This window comes from Microbacterium sp. W1-4-2, from assembly GCF_058349885.2.
The window spans coordinates 86,453-103,501 of the sequence record NZ_JBYRJC020000003.1 but is presented as its reverse complement, the minus strand read 5'-3'; the positions used below and the strand labels follow the sequence as shown (position 1 = coordinate 103,501).

At 71.0% G+C, this 17,049-nt stretch carries 17 protein-coding genes; 11 read left to right on the top strand and 6 right to left on the bottom strand.

Features of this window, described 5'->3' with window-relative positions:
• The first annotated feature begins 53 nt into the window (after positions 1-53).
• Together AC3RX0_RS13085 and AC3RX0_RS13080 are read left to right on the top strand one after the other, a co-directional pair.
• Entirely contained in the window at positions 54-2,414 is a 2,361-nt protein-coding gene (locus tag AC3RX0_RS13085; protein ID WP_491506436.1) for a molybdopterin oxidoreductase family protein, read from the top strand.
• A gap of 2 nt (positions 2,415-2,416) precedes the next feature.
• Complete coding sequence (locus AC3RX0_RS13080) at positions 2,417-2,872, top strand: hypothetical protein (protein ID WP_491506435.1); 456 nt, start codon at positions 2,417-2,419, stop codon at positions 2,870-2,872.
• 142 nt (positions 2,873-3,014) lie between these two features.
• Here the strand turns inward: AC3RX0_RS13080 and AC3RX0_RS13075 are convergent, their stop codons facing one another.
• Positions 3,015-3,554 (bottom strand): nitroreductase family protein, encoded by a 540-nt coding sequence (locus AC3RX0_RS13075; protein WP_491506434.1) that lies wholly within the window; start codon positions 3,552-3,554, stop codon positions 3,015-3,017.
• On the bottom strand, positions 3,551-3,958 hold the full coding sequence (gene msrB / locus AC3RX0_RS13070) for a peptide-methionine (R)-S-oxide reductase MsrB (RefSeq protein ID WP_491506433.1): 408 nt from the start codon (positions 3,956-3,958) through the stop codon (positions 3,551-3,553). The genes AC3RX0_RS13075 and msrB overlap by 4 nt, the downstream gene beginning before the upstream one ends.
• Before the next feature lie 58 nt (positions 3,959-4,016).
• On the opposite strand from msrB, the gene AC3RX0_RS13065 reads away from it, so the two are divergent.
• The 4 genes from AC3RX0_RS13065 (at position 4,017) to groL (ending at position 7,686) form a co-directional block, all read left to right on the top strand.
• Positions 4,017-5,078, top strand: coding sequence for a DUF2332 family protein (locus tag AC3RX0_RS13065; RefSeq protein WP_491506432.1), 1,062 nt, complete (start codon positions 4,017-4,019; stop codon positions 5,076-5,078).
• 9 nt (positions 5,079-5,087) lie between these two features.
• Positions 5,088-5,336: a DUF3263 domain-containing protein gene (locus tag AC3RX0_RS13060; protein ID WP_491506431.1), complete on the top strand. Its 249-nt coding sequence runs from the start codon at positions 5,088-5,090 to the stop codon at positions 5,334-5,336.
• A gap of 53 nt (positions 5,337-5,389) precedes the next feature.
• Positions 5,390-5,956 (top strand): LytR C-terminal domain-containing protein, encoded by a 567-nt coding sequence (locus tag AC3RX0_RS13055; protein WP_491506430.1) that lies wholly within the window; start codon positions 5,390-5,392, stop codon positions 5,954-5,956.
• 110 nt (positions 5,957-6,066) lie between these two features.
• Complete coding sequence (gene groL / locus AC3RX0_RS13050; RefSeq protein ID WP_491506429.1) at positions 6,067-7,686, top strand: chaperonin GroEL; 1,620 nt, start codon at positions 6,067-6,069, stop codon at positions 7,684-7,686.
• 57 nt (positions 7,687-7,743) lie between these two features.
• Here groL and AC3RX0_RS13045 read toward each other — a convergent pair whose 3' ends face one another.
• The 4 genes from AC3RX0_RS13045 to AC3RX0_RS13030 form a co-directional block, all read right to left on the bottom strand.
• Complete coding sequence (locus AC3RX0_RS13045) at positions 7,744-8,031, bottom strand: WXG100 family type VII secretion target (protein ID WP_491506428.1); 288 nt, start codon at positions 8,029-8,031, stop codon at positions 7,744-7,746.
• A 119-nt stretch (positions 8,032-8,150) separates the two neighbouring features.
• Positions 8,151-9,863 (bottom strand): sensor histidine kinase, encoded by a 1,713-nt coding sequence (locus AC3RX0_RS13040; protein WP_491506427.1) that lies wholly within the window; start codon positions 9,861-9,863, stop codon positions 8,151-8,153.
• A gap of 11 nt (positions 9,864-9,874) precedes the next feature.
• Positions 9,875-10,567, bottom strand: coding sequence for a response regulator transcription factor (locus AC3RX0_RS13035; protein ID WP_308491503.1), 693 nt, complete (start codon positions 10,565-10,567; stop codon positions 9,875-9,877).
• A 45-nt stretch (positions 10,568-10,612) separates the two neighbouring features.
• Positions 10,613-11,305 carry a helix-turn-helix transcriptional regulator gene (locus AC3RX0_RS13030; RefSeq protein ID WP_491506426.1) on the bottom strand — a complete coding sequence of 231 codons (693 nt, stop codon included), beginning with the start codon at positions 11,303-11,305 and terminating at the stop codon, positions 10,613-10,615.
• Between the two features lie 101 nt (positions 11,306-11,406).
• On the opposite strand from AC3RX0_RS13030, the gene folE reads away from it, so the two are divergent.
• The 5 genes from folE (at position 11,407) to AC3RX0_RS13005 (ending at position 16,971) form a co-directional block, all read left to right on the top strand.
• A complete protein-coding gene (gene folE, locus AC3RX0_RS13025; RefSeq protein ID WP_491506425.1) occupies positions 11,407-12,009 on the top strand; it encodes a GTP cyclohydrolase I in 603 nt (200 codons plus the stop codon).
• A gap of 109 nt (positions 12,010-12,118) precedes the next feature.
• A complete protein-coding gene (locus AC3RX0_RS13020) occupies positions 12,119-13,342 on the top strand; it encodes an NAD(P)/FAD-dependent oxidoreductase (RefSeq protein WP_491506424.1) in 1,224 nt (407 codons plus the stop codon).
• On the top strand, positions 13,342-14,235 hold the full coding sequence (folP, locus tag AC3RX0_RS13015) for a dihydropteroate synthase (protein ID WP_491506861.1): 894 nt from the start codon (positions 13,342-13,344) through the stop codon (positions 14,233-14,235). Before AC3RX0_RS13020 ends, folP begins: the two co-directional genes overlap by 1 nt.
• Positions 14,236-14,260: 25 nt before the next feature.
• Entirely contained in the window at positions 14,261-14,971 is a 711-nt protein-coding gene (locus AC3RX0_RS13010) for a pyrimidine reductase family protein (RefSeq protein ID WP_491506423.1), read from the top strand.
• A 158-nt stretch (positions 14,972-15,129) separates the two neighbouring features.
• Positions 15,130-16,971, top strand: a complete 1,842-nt coding sequence (locus AC3RX0_RS13005) for a bifunctional metallophosphatase/5'-nucleotidase (protein WP_498165984.1) — start codon at positions 15,130-15,132, stop codon at positions 16,969-16,971.
• The last annotated feature ends 78 nt before the right edge of the window (positions 16,972-17,049 follow it).

The window sequence follows — 17,049 nt, the reverse complement described above, 5'->3', positions numbered from 1 at the left end:
CGCGCGGCGGCGACCTGGCTGCGGCACCACGCCCCGGACGAGGGGCGGCGAACATGACGAGCGTCGATCGGATCAGCGATATCTGGGGTGCGCGCACCCCGTTCGCGGCGGGGGAGGCGTGGCCGGCGCGGGTCGATCAGCATCTGGTCGAGGGCGTCTCCGAGGCGGATGTCGAGCGGTGGGTGCGCGGTGCGTGCCTGCTGTGCAGCAACGGCTGCGGTGTGGAGGTGGCTGTCGCCGGCGGGCGGATGGTGGGCATCCGCGGCCGTGCCGAGGACCGGGTGAACCACGGGCGGCTCGGCCCGAAGGGGCTGTACGGATGGCGGGGCGAGCAGCACGACCGGCTCACGACGCCGCTGATCCGCCGCGACGGCGAGCTGGTGGAGACGGACTGGGACACGGCGATGACGGCTGTCGCCTCGCGGTCGGCGGCGCTGCTGCGGGAGCGCGGACCGCTGTCGCACGGGTTCTACACGTCCGGGCAGCTGATGATCGAGGAGTATTACACGCTCGCGGTGGTCGGGAAGGCGGGGATCGGCACCCCGCACATGGACGGGAACACGCGCCTGTGCACGGCGACGGCGTCGGCCGCGTTCCAGGAGTCGTTCGGCACGGACGGCCAGCCCGGCTCGTACACCGACATCGATCACTGCGACACCCTGTTCCTGTTCGGGCACAACGTGGCCGAGACGCAGACGGTGCTGTGGGCGCGGATGCTCGATCGGCTGGACGGGCCGAACCCGCCACGGCTGGTATGCGTGGATCCGCGGCGCACGAAGGTCGCCGAGCGGGCGACGGTGCATCTGCCGATCCGCAACGGCACGAACCTCGCCTTGATGAACGCGCTGGTCCATGAGCTGATCGCGGCCGGGGCGGTGGACCGGGACTACGTCGACGCGCACACGATCGGCTTCGACGAGCTGGCGCGGCTGACCGCGGATGCGACGCCGGAGTGGGCTGCGGAGATCTGCGGGGTCGAGGCATCCGACATCCGGCGTGCGGCGGAGATCTTCGCGACCGGCGAGCGGATCGTGTCGACCTGTTCGATGGGGTTCTACCAGTCGCATCAGGCCACGGCGGCCTCGTGTCAGGTCAACAATCTGCACCTGCTGCGCGGGATGATCGGCCGGCCGGGGGCGGGCGTCCTGCAGATGAACGGGCAGCCGTCGGCCGAGAACAACCGCGAGGCGGGGTGCGGGGCGGCCCTGCCCGGGTTCCGCAACTGGTCGAACCCGGCGCACGTCGACGAGCTCGCGGCGCTGTGGAACGTGGACCGGCTGGTGATCCCGCACTGGACGCCGCCGACGGATGCGATGACGATGTTCCGATACGCGCAGGAGGGGTCGATCGGGTTCCTGTGGATCGCCGGCACGAATCCGGCGGTGTCGATGCCCGACCTCGGGCGCATCCGCGCGACCCTGGCGGGGGAGCAGTGCTTCGTGGTGGTCTCGGACGGATACCTGACCGAGACGGCGCGACTGGCCGATGTGGTGCTGCCGTCGGCGCTGTGGGCCGAGAAGACCGGCACCTATACCAACGTGGACCGCACCGTGCATCTGCAGGAGAAGGCGGTCGACCCGCCCGGTGGGGCCCGGAGCGACCTTGACATCTGGATCGACTACGCCCGCCGTCTGGGCCTCGCTGACCGGGACGGTCGCCCGCTGCCGGCCTGGGACACCCCCGAGGACGCGTTCGAGGGCTGGAAGGCGTGCAGCGCCGGCCGTCCGTGCGACTACTCCGGGCTGACCTACGACATGCTGCACGAGCGCGGCGGCATCCAGTGGCCGGTGACCGTGGCGGCCCCCGAGGGCACCGAGCGGCTGTACGGCGACGGGCGGTTCGCGACGCATCCCGATTACTGCGAGACGCACGGGCACGACCTCGTCACCGGCACGCCGGTGAGCCGCACCGCCTACCTCGCCGACCATCCCGACGGCCGGGCGGTGCTGAAGACCGCGCCGTACCAGCCGGCGTACGAGACACCCGACGACGAGTACCCGCTGCGGCTGACCACCGGCCGCACCGTCTACCACTTCCACACCCGCACCAAGACCATGCGCGCACAGCCGCTGCAGGACGCGGCGCCGTCGATGTGGGTCGAGGTGTCGCAGACGGATGCCGCAGCCCGCGGCATCCGCGAGGGAGACATCGTCCGCGTCACCTCGCGACGTGGCGTGATCGAGGCCCCCGCCCGGGTCTCGAACGTGCGCGAGGGCGTCGTGTTCGCGCCCTGGCACTACGGCAGCGACCCGCTCAGCGCCGCCAACGAGCTCACTCTCACCGCCTGGGACCCGGTCTCCAAACAGCCCGAGTTCAAGGTCGCGGCCGTCCGGCTCGAAAAGGTGCGCGACGGCGACGGCCCCGCACCCGCACCGCTGGGCACCGCCTCGGCGCGGGCCGATGGGCAGGTGTGATCATGCAGTTCCCGCGGTATCTGGCCCTGCTGGTGCGGGCCGAGCGCATCCTGTCGGAGGCCTATCGCGCCGTCGGCACCGCCCACGCGTCGGTGGCCGACGTCGCCTACCCGTGCGCCGCCTTCGCGCGCGACGCGCACGCGCGCGCCGACGAACTGGCCGCGATCGCCGACGAGCGGTACCCGTCGGCCGACGACCTCGCCGAACTCGCGCCGCCCGACTTCGCGGGCACGCGACCCGGCCCGCTCGGACTCGTGCGCGATCTGGCCGAGCTCGCCCAGCTCGCAGCGTTCGTGCACACGGCGTGGGAATTGGTCGGGCAGGCTGCGAGCGGCCTGCGCGATCTCGATCTCATCGACCTCGCCGCCGGCGACGGCGCGCGCGTTGCCGCCGAGGAGGCCTGGATCGACATGAAGGCCAAGAACGAGGCCGCGCAGGCGCTGCTGGCCGCGCGCTGAGGTCGTCAACCGCCGATTCTGTGCACAACCGCGGGGATTGTGCGCAACACCCTGTGGCCCCGGCATCCCGCCCGGCGTGTCGTCGCAAATCTCCGCCGTTGTGCACGGGCGCGGGATGCAGCACTCGCCTCGAGGGCTGGGATCAGGGCTCGGTCAGCGGCGACAGGAACCGCTCGGCGTCGAGCTCCTTGCGCTTGCCGTCGGACTTCCCCTCGGGCTTGCCGCCCACGTACAGCCAGCCGAGCAGCTTCTCGTTGTCGCGCAGGTCGTGCGCCTTGGTGACCGGCGTGCTGCGCGTGTAGTGGCCCGTGCGCCACATCACGCCCCAGCCGGCCTCGTCCAGCAGCAGGCTCAGCGTGTGGGCGACGCCGGCGGCCACGGCGGCCTGCTCCCAGCGCGGCACCTTCTCGCTCGGGCGGAAGCTGGCCACCACCGCGAGCAGCAGCGGGGCCCGCAGCGGCTTGGACGAGACGCCCTTCTCGCCGTTCGCCTTGTTGATGGCGCGGCCGAGCACCTCACGATCGGCGCCGCGCAGCTCGATGAGCCGCCACGGTCGCAGCGAGGAGTGGTCGGCCACCCGCCCCGCGGCCGCCACCAGCGGCAGCAGTTCGTCGTGGGTGGGCGCGGCATCCGTCACCTTCGACCAGGAACGGCGCGCCCGGACCGCGTCGAATGCGCTCACTCGGCCTCTTCGGGGCTGAACGACAGTGAGATCGAGTTCATGCAGTACCGGTCGCCGGTGGGGGTGCCGAACCCGTCCGGGAACACATGCCCCAGGTGCGAACCGCAGGCGGCGCAGCGCACCTCGGTGCGCTCCATACCCAGCGTCTTGTCCTCCAGCAGCTGCACGGCCTCGGGCCGGATCGACTCGTAGAAGCTCGGCCATCCGCAGTGCGACTCGAACTTCGTCCCGCTGCGGAACAGCTCGGCGCCGCACGCGGCGCAGGTGTACAGGCCGGCGCGGTGCTCGTCGAGCAGCTCGCCGGTCCACGGGCGCTCCGTGGCCGCCTCGCGCAGCACGGCATACTGCTGCGGGTCCAGCTGGTCGCGCCACTGGTCGTCGGTCTTGTTCACGGTGTAGGTCATCGGGTCCTCCGTCTCCATTCAACCCGACATCCGGCGCGCGTGTTCCGGGTTGGGAAGAATGGATGCCGTGGACCGCGCAGCTCTGGACCCCGACGAGGTCGACGCCGTACGTGCGCGCTACGCGCGATTCGCCCGTGACGAAGCTCCGCGACGCTCGCCGCTGTATGCGCAGTGGGCGCAGCGCGTGGCCGACGACGTCGGGGCGGCGGCGGTGCTCGCGCGGATCGCCCCCGCCCACCGGCAGCCGCCGCTCGTGTTCGCCGTCGCCCGGATGCTCGGCTGCGGACTGGTCGACGCGGACGCGTGGAGCGCGTGGCTGGCCGCGCACGCCGACGCGGTGGTCGCCGAATGCGGCCAGCGCGGCGTGCAGACCAACGAGCCGCTGCGGTGCGCGGCGCTGCTGCTCGCGCTCAGCCGCATCGACGGTCCGGTCGCGCTGCTCGAGGTCGGCGCGAGCGCGGGACTGTGCCTGTATCCGGACCGCTACTCGTACCGGTACGACGACGAGCGGGCGGTGCACGCCCTCGATCCGGCCGACGGCGTGAGCTCCGTGGTGCTGCGCGCACGCTGGCGCGGACCGTGGCAGCCGGGGCTCCGGCTGCCCGAGGTGGTCTGGCGCGCCGGCATCGACCTGCAGCCGCGCGACGCACGCGACGGGGCCGACCGGGCATGGCTGACCGGGCTGGTGTGGCCGGGGGAGCACGGGCGCGCCGCGCGCATCGAGGCGGCCCTCGACATCGCGGCCGCCGATCCGCCCCGGCTGGTGGCGGCCGACGCTGCCGACGCGCTGACGCACCTGGCCGCGCAGGCCCCCGCCGGCGCGACCCTCGTCGTGACCACGCCGGGTGTGCTCGTGCACGTGCCCCGAGAGCCCCGCGAGCGCATCGTCGCCGCTGCCCGTGCGGCCGGCCGTTGGATCACGATGGATGCCGCGGCCCTGCACTCCGGTCTGCGCGGGCAGTGGCATCCCACCCCCGACGCTGGAGCGTGGCCGAACGGATCCTTCGCGCTCGCCCTGGACGGCGCCGTCGTCGCGGCGGTCGACCCGCTCGGCGCGATCGTGCAGCCGATCGGCGACGATCTGGAGTGGCGCCCCGCCGCCGTGGCGTCGCGGGGTTAGCGTGGGGACGTGCCTCTGAACGACAGCGACCGCGTGATCCTCGACTTCGAGGCCGGCTGGACCCGCCACGTCGGCGCGAAGGAAGAAGCGATCCGCGCCGAGCTCGACCTCGCCCCCGCCCGGTACTACCAGCTGCTCGGCCGCCTCATCGACACGACCGACGCACTGGAGTATGACCCACTGCTGGTCGGCCGTCTGCGACGTCGCCGCGACGAACGGCAGCGCGCCCGGATCGCCCGCGTCTCGGGCGTGGCCTGATCCATGCCGCACGTCGGCAGCATGCACTGAACGCCGACGGGTAGCATGCAGTGGTGCCGACCGAGAGCTTTCCGCACGACAGCTTCGACGACGTGCCGGCTGACGCCGATCGGGTCGGTGCGCACCGCGCCGAGAACCCGCACCTGCGCGGCGGCGTCGTGTTCGCCTGGGCGGTCGTGGCGACCGTCGTGCTCATCGGGCTGGGCGTGCTCGGGACCCTGATCGTGACCGACCGCCTGCACGGCGCACCCGATGCGGTGCCGCCGACGGCCGCCCCCACGATCACCCCCGTCGTCGACACGTCGTACTCGGTGCTGATCCTGAACGCCACCGGGCAGCCGGGGGTGGCCACGCGCGAGAAGGACGTCGTGGTGCACGCCGGCTGGTCCGCGGCCAAGGTCTCGCCCGGCGAGGCCGGTTCGACGTACCCGACCACCACGATCTACTACGCCGCGCCCGCGGACGCGGCGGCGGCCAAGGGGCTGGCCGACGTGATCGGCGGCGCGGTGACCGCGCAGAGCGATAAGTACCAGCCGACGGACGACCCCAAGGCGAAGCAGCTGGCCGTCGTGCTGGGCACCGATCGCGTCGCGTCGCCCTCGCCGTCGACCACGCCGTAGCCGTTCCGGGCGGCTTGCACTCGACAGGGGCGAGTGCCAGAATGGATTAGCACTCGCATTGAGTGAGTGCTAAAGACCGTCAGCCAACGTCCGGGAGGGACGACACACACATGGCAAAGATCATCGCTTTCGACGAGGAGGCCCGCCGCGGTCTCGAGCGCGGCCTGAACACGCTGGCCGACGCCGTCAAGGTGACCCTCGGCCCCCGCGGTCGCAACGTCGTGCTCGAGAAGAAGTGGGGCGCCCCCACCATCACGAACGACGGCGTGTCGATCGCCAAGGAGATCGAGCTCGACGACCCGTACGAGAAGATCGGCGCCGAGCTGGTCAAGGAGGTCGCCAAGAAGACCGACGACGTCGCAGGTGACGGCACGACCACCGCCACGGTGCTCGCCCAGGCGCTCGTGCGCGAAGGGCTGCGCAACGTCGCCGCCGGCGCCGACCCGATCTCGCTCAAGCGCGGCATCGAGAAGGCCGTCGCGGCCGTCATCGAGCAGCTGCACGCATCGGCCAAGGAGGTCGAGTCGAAGGAGCAGATCGCCGCGACCGCGTCGATCTCCGCCGCCGACCCCACCATCGGCGACCTGATCGCCGAGGCGATCGACAAGGTCGGCAAGGAGGGCGTGGTCACCGTCGAGGAGTCGCAGACGTTCGGCACCGAGCTCGAGCTCACCGAGGGCATGCGCTTCGACAAGGGCTTCATCAACCCCTACTTCGTCACGGACCCCGACCGCCAGGAGGCGGTGTTCGAGGACCCGTACATCCTCATCGCGAACCAGAAGATCGGCAACATCAAGGACCTGCTGCCCGTCGTCGACAAGGTGATCCAGGACGGCAAGGAGCTCGTCATCATCGCCGAGGACGTCGAGGGCGAGGCGCTGGCCACGCTGGTGCTGAACAAGATCCGCGGCATCTTCAAGTCCGTCGCCGTCAAGGCCCCGGGCTTCGGCGACCGCCGCAAGGCGCAGCTGCAGGACATCGCCATCCTCACCGGTGGCCAGGTCATCACCGAGGAGGTCGGTCTCAAGCTCGAGAACGCCACCCTCGACCTGCTGGGCCGTGCGCGCAAGGTCATCGTCACCAAGGACGAGACCACGATCGTCGAGGGTGCCGGCGAGGCCGCTCAGATCGAGGGTCGCGTCACGCAGATCCGTCGTGAGATCGAGAACACCGACAGCGACTACGACCGCGAGAAGCTGCAGGAGCGCCTCGCCAAGCTCGCCGGCGGCGTGGCCGTCATCAAGGCGGGTGCGGCCACCGAGGTCGAGCTCAAGGAGCGCAAGCACCGCATCGAGGACGCCGTCCGCAACGCGAAGGCGGCCGTCGAGGAGGGCGTCGTCGCCGGTGGCGGTGTCGCGCTCATCCAGGCCGGCGAGAAGGCCTTCGAGGCGCTGAGCCTCGAGGGCGACGAGGCGACCGGTGCGAACATCGTCAAGGTCGCCATCGAGGCCCCGCTCAAGCAGATCGCCGCCAACGCGGGTCTGGAGCCGGGCGTCGTGGCGCACAAGGTGTCGGGCCTGCCCTCGGGGCACGGCCTGAACGCCGCGACCGGCGAGTACGGCGACCTGTTCGCGCAGGGCATCATCGACCCGACCAAGGTCACCCGCTCGGCGCTGCAGAACGCGGCATCGATCGCGGGCCTGTTCCTGACGACCGAGGCGGTCGTCGCCGACAAGCCCGAGAAGGCTGCGGCGGCTCCGGCCGACCCGACCGGTGGTATGGACTTCTGAGTCACCGAACGAAGCGCCCCTCCTCCGGGAGGGGCGCTTCGTCCTTCGCGGCCGGCGTCAGCGGAACAGGCCCGCGCTGAACTGCTCGGCGTCGGCGTACTGCTGCCCGGCGGCGGTGAGCGCATGGTTGATGGCGGCCAGGCTCGCCTCGACCTGCGCCTGCGTCGCGCGCCACTGGTCGACCACGCCGGCGAAGGCCGCCGAGGCCGACCCCGTCCACGAGGACTGCAGCTGCGTGAGCTGGGCGAGCATGGCCTGCGTCTCGCCCTGGACCCGGTCGATCGTGCCGCGCACGGCGGCGGTCGCGCCGAGGACCGCGTCGCTGTCGACGGAATAGACGGCCATGAGGAGGCTCCCTTCGTGTCTGCGTGCGACCACGCTAGGCGCCGGGGCCACAGCGGCGGGACGCTCGACGGCGGAATGTGGACAACTCGCGCGCTCGGCCCTGCTGGGGAGGAGGTGCGTCAGTGCGCGGTGCCGATCGCCCTGGTGTCCGCCCCGGTGGTGTCGGCCAGCGGGAAAGCGATGCGGAACGTCGCCCCGCCGCCGGGCGTCTCGGTCACAGTCACCGAACCGCGCAGGACCTGCACGATGGACGCGACGATCGACAGGCCCAGGCCGGAGCCGCCGGTCTCGCGGGTGCGGGAGGTGTCGGCGCGCCAGAACCGCTGGAAGATCTGGTCGCGGAGCTGCTCGGGGATGCCCTCGCCGTGATCGGCCACCGAGATCCAGCCGGTGCCGGCTGCGGCATCCACTCCCACCGACAGATCGATGCGGGAGTCCTCGGCGGTGTACCGGCGCGCGTTGGCGAGGAGGTTGGCCACGACCTGCCGGATGCGGTTCTCGTCGCCGAGCACGATGGGCTCGGGGGCCACGGCCACCGCGATCGGCTCGGTGGGCGCAGGAGCGGCTTCGATCTCGGAGGTGGCCGGCGTGCGCGGCCGGCGTCTCAGCAGACCGCGGGCGCCGCCGGGCCTGCCGGCGGTCGGGGCGGCCTTGCGCCGTGCGCTGGGCGCGCCCGGCTCCAGGGTCAGGGTGAGCGGGACGATCGGCTGGGCGCCGGTCGTCGTGTCCTCGAGGCCGACCGGCCGTCCAGGAGCGGCCGCCCGCACGTCCATCGCCGCATCGCGCACGATCGGGCGCAGGTCGACGGGGACGATCGGCACCGCCTCCTGCCGCTCGTCCAGACGGGTCAGCGCCAGGAGGTCCTCGACCAGCGCGCCCATCCGTATCGCCTCCTTCTCGATCCGGTCGAAGGCGACGGCGACGTCCTCGTCGCCGCGGATCGCGCCCATCCGATACAGCTCGGCGTAGCCGCGGACGGTCACCAGCGGGGTGCGCAGCTCGTGGCTGGCGTCGCCGACGAACCGGCGCATCTGCCGCACCGCGGCATCGCGCTGCCCAAGGGCGGCGTCCAGACGCCCGAGCATCGCGTTGATCGCGATCTTCAACCGCCCGACCTCGGTGTGCTCGGGCTCGACGCCGGTCATGCGCTGGCTGAAGTCGCCCGCGGCGATCGACATCGCGGTCGTCTCGACTTGGCCGAGGCTGCGGAACGCGAGGGTCACCAGCCACCGCGTCACCAGCGCCCCGACGATGACGGTGAGGATCGCGAAGACGCTGTAGATACCCAGGAACGTGCCGATGATCCGGTTCACCGATGCGGTGGGCAGCGCGACCAGCTGGGTGAACACGGCGCTGCGGTTGCCCACCTGCAGCGGCCCCACGCTCGCCCGGTAGTCGGGCCCCGCGGCGCCCTCGATCGTGAACGGCGCCGTCCCGCGGATCAGCTGGTCCTGCGTCGTGATCTTCGCGGGGAAGACCGGGCCGTTCTGCGTCTCGGGACCGGTGGTCGCCAAACGCCGGCCGTCGGCCGCGTAGACCGCGACGAAGTAGCCGGAGAACTGCAGGTTCGCTGACGGGTTGGGTGTGAACGTCACATCCCCGTCGGCGCTGTCGATCGTGATGTCGAACACGCTGGTGCCGACGTCGGCGACCGCGAGCTGCTGCACCTGGGTGTCGAGGTTCGCGTCCAGCGCGTTGCGCAGGAAGACCAGGGTGCCCGCGCCGACCGTGATCAGGCCGATCATCAGCACTGCGACGGTGACGCCGGTCACCTTCGCACGCAGGCTGAGGCTGCGCCACCAGCCGGTGACCGCATCCGGCTCCGTGGCCACGACCGTGCCGGTCAGGAGGACTTGCCGGCCTTGAGCATGTACCCGAAGCCGCGCTTGGTCTGGATGAGCGACTCGGAGGCATGCGGGTCGATCTTGCGGCGCAGGTACGAGATGTAGCTCTCGACGATGCCGGCGTCGCCGTTGAAGTCGTACTCCCAGACGTGGTCGAGGATCTGGGCCTTGCTCAGCACGCGGTTGGGGTTGAGCATCAGGTACCGCAGCAGTTTGAACTCGGTCGGGCTCAGGTCGATCTGAGCGTCGCCGACGAACACGTCGTGGGTGTCCTGATCCATCGTCAGCTCGCCGGTGCGGATGACCGACTCCTCGTCGGTCTGCATCGTGCGGCGCAGGATCGCCTGGATGCGGGCGACGATCTCGTCGAGGCTGAAGGGCTTGGTGACGTAGTCGTCGCCGCCCGCGTTCAGGCCCTCGATCTTGTCTTCGGTCTCGTCCTTGGCGGTGAGGAAGAGGATCGGGGCGGTGTAGCCCGCACCGCGCAGCCGCTTGGTGACGCTGAAGCCGTTCATGTCGGGGAGCATCACATCGAGGATGATGAGATCGGGCTCCTCTTCGAGGACGGCGGAGATGGTCTGCGCGCCGTTGGCGACGGCACGCACCTGGAAGCCTGCGAATCTGAGGCTCGTAATCAGCAGATCGCGGATGTTCGGTTCGTCGTCGACGACAAGAATGCGCGGTGCGGTCATGTGCCCATTATGGTGAACAGCGCTGTGTTCTGGGGGATGTCGCGGTCAGGTCGTCGATTTGCGCCGCGCGCCGGCGCCCTTGCCGGCGGCGGCGACTTCGACGCAGCAGTGCCCGGCCCGGGGCACCAGCCGTGCGGTGCGGGGATCGCCAGTGGCCTCGACCATGCCGCCCACCAGCGCCAGGTTCGCGCCGCAGATCAGGTCGGTGTGCCGGTCGGCGAGAGTGTGGAACGGGCAGTTGCACAGTCGCACGGTTCCGCTCTCGTCGGCGACGGGGTCGTAGCCGCATGCGTCCAGAGCCGCTTCGAGGCTCGGGTGGTCTTCGGCGACGGCCGCTCCGAGGTTGCGGGCCTGCGCGGTGACGGCCTCGCGCATCGGGATGCCGTCGCGGTCGGCGCGCTCGGCCGCGGCCGCCAGCAGCTCGCCGGCCAGCTCGTAGTGCCGTTCGGGGACCGAGCCCACCATCTCGGACGCGGTCGTGCGGTACAGCTTGGCCGGCCGCCCGGCGCCAGGGCCGGAGCGGCCCGACAGCCGCCGGTACTCCGTGGTCAGCACGCCGGCTTCGACCAGCCGGTCGAGATGGAACGCCGCCGTCGAACGCGGCAGCCCCGACCGCGTCGCGATCTCGTCGCGCCCGATCGGATCCGTGGTGCTCGCGACGAGGTCGTACACTCGGCGTCGCACAGGATCGGCCAGGGCGGCGATGGCCGCGGCGCGGTTGTCGGCGATGATGCCCATGCCGTCAGTGTACATCTAAAACAGTGAATCTTGACAAAAGAATTCGCGGGTCGTAGCGTCGGAATCACGAGCCGACACGGTGCCGGCGAGGAGGGGCGTTCATGTCGATCGCAGCACAGGTGTCGCTCACGGCGGTGGAAGCGGCATCCACCCCATCCCCGGTGGATGTCGTGGCGGCCGAGTCCGCCGTCGCCGACCTTCTGCGCGCCCTCGGGCGTGACCTCGACGACCCGAACCTGGCCGACACCCCGCGCCGCGTCGTCGCCAGCCTGCATGAGCTGACCTCGACCGAGCCGTTCGCGATGACGACGTTCCCGAACGACGACGGTTACGACGACCTGGTGCTGGTGCGCGACATCCCGTTCGTCTCGCTGTGCGCGCACCACCTGCTGCCCTTCCGCGGCGTCGCCCACGTCGGGTACCTGCCCGGCGAGCGCATCGTGGGCCTGTCGAAGCTCGCCCGCGTCGTCGAGCTGTTCGCCCACGACCTGCAGGTGCAGGAGACGCTGACCACCCAGATCGCCGATCACCTCGACGCCTGCCTCGCCCCGCGCGGCGTCGGCGTCGTGCTCGAGGCCGAGCACATGTGCATGTCGCTGCGCGGTGCGCGCTCGACCGGTTCGACGACGGTCACCCGTGCATTCCGCGGTGCTGTCCGTGATGATGAGAGCCTGCGCGCACAGTTCGCGCCGCGGCCGCACTGAGACATCGCCGACGCAGACATCGCCGACGCAGACATCGCCGACGCAGACATCGCCGACGCAGACATCGCCGACGAGGACATCACAGACGGAAACACCCACAGGAGGAGAAATGGCAGGAATGGTCATCGTCGGCGGCGGCCTGGCCGCAGGCACGGCCGCGCAGACACTGCGTGAAGAGGGCTACGAGGGCGAGATCACCGTGATCGCCGACGAGCCGCACACCCCGTACCAGCGCCCGCCGCTGTCGAAGGGGTATCTGAAGGGCGACGAGGGGCTGGATGCCGTCATCCTGCACCCCGACGACTGGTATCGCGAGCAGCGCATCGACGTGCGGCAGGGCACGAGCGCGACCGCGATCGACCCCGAGGCGCACACCGTCACGCTCTCGGACGGCACGACGCTCGGCTACGACAAGCTGCTGCTGGCCACCGGCTCCTCGCCACGGCAGCTGCCGATCCCGGGTCACGACCTCGCCGGCGTGCACATGCTGCGTCGGCTTGCCGACTCGGATGCGCTGAAGGCCGAGCTGTCGGCCGGCGGCAAGAAGCTCGTGCTGATCGGATCGGGCTGGATCGGCATGGAGGTCGCCGCGGCCGCCAAGCAGCTGGGCAACGACGTCACGATCCTCGAGCGCGACCCGGTGCCGCTGGCGATCGCGCTCGGCGAAGACATGGGCGGCGTGTTCCGCCGCATGCACGAAGAGAACGGGGTCGACCTGCGCACCTCCGTGAACGTCGAGCGGATCACGGGTGACGGGCGCGCCGACGGCGTCGTCGTGGACGGCCAGACCGTCCCCGCCGACCTCGTGCTGATCGGCGTCGGCGCGATCCCCAACACGCAGCTCGCCGAAGCCGCGGGCATCGCCGTGGAACGCGGCATCCTCACCGACGCGTCGCTGCGCACGAGCGCCGCCGACGTGTACGCGGCCGGCGACGTCGCCAACGCGATGCACCCCGTGCTCGGCGAGCGGGTGCGCAGCGAGCACTGGGCCAACGCGCTCAACTCCGGCCCGGTCGCCGCCCGCGCGATGCTCGGCCAGGACGTGCAGCACGACATGATCCCGTACTTCTACTCGGACCAGTTCGACCTGGGCATGGAGCTCAGCGGCTACCCGTCGCTCATGAAGGACGCGCAGCTGGTGATCCGCGGCGACGTCGATGCCCGCGAGTTCATCGTGTTCTGGGTGCGGGGCCGGCGTGTGGTCGGCGGCATGAACGTGAACATCTGGGACGTGAACGAGGACGTGCAGAAGCTCATCGCCTCGGCCGCCGACGTCGACCTCGAGATGCTGGCCGACCCCGACGTGCCGCTCGGCGACCTGGTCACCGCGTGATCGTCGCGCCGGAACTGGAGCATCCGATCCGGCGCATCGGCGACCGCGAGATCGACTTCTCGCGGCGCCTGGCGGTGATGGCGATCGTCAACCGCACGCCGGACTCGTTCTACGACAACGGCGCGACGTTCGGCCTGGACGCCGCGATCGCCTCGGGCCGCGCGGCGTTCGAGGCGGGCGCCGACCTCGTCGACGTCGGCGGGGTGAAGTTCGCCCCCGGGCCGCCGCTGCCGGTGGACGACGAGATCGAGCGGGTCGTGCCGGTCGTGCAGGCCCTGGCCGCGGTCGGCCCGGTCAGCGTCGACACGTTCCATCCCGAGGTGGCCCGGGCGGCGATCGCGGCGGGGGCTGCCGTCATCAACGACACGACCGGAGTGCACGACCCGGCCATCGCCGATGTCGTGGCGGCCTCGCAGGCGACCCTGGTCATCGCGCACAGCCTCGCCGAGCCGCGCACGCAGCACCCGCTGCCGCACTACGACGACGTGATCGGCGACGTGTCCGCCTTCTTGCGCGCGCGCGTCGACCGCGCCGTCGCCCACGGCGTGCCGCGCGAACGGATCATCGTCGACCCCGGCCATGACCTGAACAAGAACACGCGGCACTCGCTCGAGCTGACCCGACGGCTGGGCGAGCTGGCCGGCACCGGGCTGCCGATGCTCGTCGCACTCTCGAACAAGGACTTCATCGGCGAGAGCCTCGACCGCGGCGGCACCGACCGGCTCTCGGGGTCGCTGGCGGCGGCGGTGTTCTGCGCGACGCAGGGGGCCCGGCTGTTCCGCGTGCACAACGTGCGCGAGACCGTGGACGCGCTGCGGATGATCGAGGCGATCCTCGGCTGGCGCGAACCCGCCTACGAACTGCACAACACGCGTCCTGAGGGGAATGATTGACGCAGGCGACCGATCGGGGAGACGCATGATCGAACGGGACGAGCTGCTTCGGGCCTATGCGCTGGAGGATCGGGCGGCGCCCCGGGTGCGGATGAACTTCGTCGCCAGCGTCGACGGCGCGGTGACCCTGGGCGGTCGCAGCGGCATGCTCGGGGGCGCGACCGACCGGGCGCTGATGGAAGTGCTGCGCGCCATGGCCGACGCGATCCTCGTCGGCGCCGGCACGGTCCGGGTCGAGGGGTACGGGGGTGTGCGGCCGGCGGAGGAGGATCTCGCCTGGCGGCGCGCGCACGGCCTCGCCGACGCGCCGCGGCTCGTGGTGATCAGCCGGCGGCTCGCCCTGAGCCCCGATGCCCCCGTGTTCGCCGAGGCCGCGTCGCGTCCGGTGGTGGTCACGTGCGCCGCGGCCGACGGCGCGCGGCGATCGGCGATCGGCGAGGTCGCCGACGTGCTCGTGTGCGGGCAGGACGCCGTGGACCTCGCGGCGATGGTCGACGGGCTCGCCGGACAGGGGATGCCGCAGCTGCTGTGCGAGGGCGGGCCGCACCTGTTCGGCTCGCTGCTGGACGCGGACCTCGTCGACGAGGTGTGTCTCACGCTCTCGCCGCGCGTGGTCGGAGGCAACGCCGGGCGCATCGTCGCCGGCGCCGGCGAGGCCGATCGCAGCCTCGTGCTGCGCAACGTCCTGCACGACGACGAGGGGTTCGCGTTCCTGCGCTACGCGCGTCCGGCCTGAGCCGGATGAACCCGCCGCGAACCGCGCCTGAACTCTTTCAGCCGATTCTGGGCGAAGCCATCTGGACTCTTCAGGTAACGGCCGCTGTGCGCTAGGTTCTTTCCCATCGTCGGTGCCCGCAACCCGTCGGCGCCGCGGACCCGAAACGGAGAGAACCCGTGGTCAATCCCTTGAAGAAATCCCCGAAGCGGCTCGCGGGAGCGGCCGCGGTCGTCATGGCCGCGGCGGTCGCGATGGCGATGAGCGCGCCCGCGCAGGCCGCGCCGAACAAGCCCCACCCGGCGCCGAACGGCCCGACGATGGACATCCAGCTGCTGTCGTTCAACGACTTCCACGGCAACCTCGAGGCGCCGGGCGGCTCGAGCGGACGGCTCGTCGTGGACCATGCGCTGAACGACAAGGGCGAAGCCGTCGACGTGACCGAGAACGTGGGCGGCGTCGAGTACCTGGCGACGCATCTCGCCGAGGCGCGCAAGGGGCACCCCTACTCGCTCACCGTCGCCGCCGGCGACCTCATCGGCGCCTCGCCGCTGCTGTCGGGCGCGTTCCACGACGAGCCCACGATCCTCGCGATGAACGCATTGAAGCTCGACGCCTCGGCCGTGGGCAACCACGAGTTCGACGAGGGCTACAAAGAGCTGCAGCGCATGGCCGACGGCGGCTGCATCGACGACGGCGACGGCGCGAACAACCAGAACTCCTGCCCCGACGGCACCTTCCCGGGTGCGAGCTTCGACTACCTGGCCGCGAACGTGGTCGAGCAGGGCACGGACAACACGATCCTGCCCGCCTACACGGTCAAGAACATCAAGGGCGCCAAGATCGGGTTCATCGGCATGACGCTGAAGGACACACCCTCGATCGTGACGGCGGCCGGTGTCGCCGGCCTCGAATTCAAGGATGAGGTGGCCACGGCGAACGCGCTCGTGCCGGTCCTCAAGGAGCAGGGCGTGAATGCGATCGTCGTGCTGATCCACCAGGGCGGCGCGCCCGGACAGCAGACGTGGTACCACGAGGGCACGTCGTACACGGTGAACCCGTCATACGACGCCGCGTGCGCGAACGGCGCGCAGCTGGACCCGACGAGCCCGATCATCCCGATCGCGAAGAACCTCGACCCGGCCATCGACATGGTGATCTCGGGTCACACGCACCAGCCGTACGTGTGCGACATCAAGGACCCGGCGGGCAACGACCGCATGGTGACCTCGGCGTCGTCGTTTGGGCGCCTGTTCACCGACACCACCCTGACCTACGACAAGCGCACGCAGGACATCGTGCGCACCTCGGTGAAGAGCGCGAACATGCTCGTCACGCGTGACGTGGCCCCCGACCCCGTCGAGACGGCCCTGATCGCGCACTACAAGGAGCTCGTGGCGCCGATCGCGGGCCGCGTCCTCGGCCAGGTCACCGGCGACGTGACCAAGAAGCAGGACGATGCCGGCGAATCGCAGCTGGGCGACCTGATCGCGGATGCGCAGCTGGCCGACGACAGCGTCGTCGGCACGGTGCCGGGCACCACCGACGAACCGGTCATCGCGTTCATGAACCCCGGCGGCATCCGTGCCGACCTCGGCCACGACGCGGACGGCGATGTGACGTTCAACGACGCGTTCACGGTGCAGCCGTTCAACAACTACCTGGTCTCGCTCTCGCTCACCGGCGCGCAGATCAAGCAGCTGCTGGTCGAGCAGTGGAGCGGGCCGAACGCCGCGTCGCACAAGGTGCTGCAGATCAACAAGGAGTTCACCTACTCGTACTCGGCGTCGACGCTGGCCCTCGGCGACGTCGTGCTGAACGGCGAGCCGCTGCAGGATGCCGCCACCTACCGCGTGGTGACGAACAACTTCCTCGCCGGCGGCGGGGACGGGTTCCCGACGTTCCTCGACGGGACGGACGTCTACTACGGCGGCCTCGACATCGACGCCTTCGCGAAGCACCTGACCGCGGTCAGCCCGTACACCCCCGGTCCGCTGGATCGGATCACGCTGACGGACTGAGCGCAGGTCCTCGCCAGGCGAGAGGGCCGGTACCCGAGCAGTCGGGTGCCGGCCCTCCGTCTCGGTCGCACTGCGCGC